Genomic DNA, 863 nt, shown 5'->3' on the forward strand with positions numbered 1-863 from the left:
AGGTCGCCGCACAAGCCGCTACTGGGGCGGTCCGCTACGACATCAGCTGCGACCCTGAATCGGGGCGCTGGTATGTGGATGCCTCCTGGAGGACCACACCGTCCCCGGTACCGTCGCTCGACGAGTTGCGTCGGCACCCGGTCGTGGCGGTCGATGTCAACGATGGGCACCTGGCCGTCACCAGTGTCTGCCCGGACGGCAACATCCTCGGAACTGCCCGCACCCTGGACCTCGATCTGACAGGACAGTCGGCCACGACTCGTGACGGCCGGCTGCGGGCTGCGATCACCGACATCCTCACCCAAGCCGAGCAGATTGGCGCCCGGGCGATCGTGATCGAAAACCTCGACTTCGTCGAAGCCCGAACACAGGGCCGCGAGAAGACCGGCAACCGGCCCAGCCGAGGACGAAAGGGCCGCCGGTTCCGCCGGCAGATCGCTGGGCTCCCCACGGCTAAATTCCGGGACCGGCTGACCCAGATGGCGTCAAACACCGGGCTCGCGATCATCGTCGTCGACCCCGCATACACGTCGAAATGGGCAGCCCAACACTGGCTGGCCCCCATGAAAAACCATCACCCCCAGGCTTCCGGGCACCACGCAGCCGCGCTGGTGATCGGCAGACGCGGACTCGGTCATCGGGCCCGGCGTCGCGTGAACACGAACCCGCCCGCCCCAGCGGAGGCGACCCGGGTCAACAACCGCGACACCAGGACAACCCCGGCAACCCAGCGAGCACCCAGGAAACCCGCCACCCCACGAGGCAACCGGCAGCCGACAGGCACCAAGACCAGACGTGCTCACAGGACCACGGCGAGAACCCAGGCGACCCACGACCGTTCGGGGCCGCCCACCAGGCGAAAC

Annotated in this window: 1 protein-coding gene; it reads left to right on the forward strand. The window is 67.9% G+C overall.

The features are described 5' to 3' along the window. The coding region (locus FPZ47_RS27680) for an IS200/IS605 family element transposase accessory protein TnpB (RefSeq protein ID WP_144957497.1) at positions 1 to 863 on the forward strand (863 nt) is incomplete at both ends.

It is taken from the genome of Mycobacterium helveticum (genome assembly GCF_007714205.1).
Lineage (GTDB): Bacteria > Actinomycetota > Actinomycetes > Mycobacteriales > Mycobacteriaceae > Mycobacterium > Mycobacterium helveticum.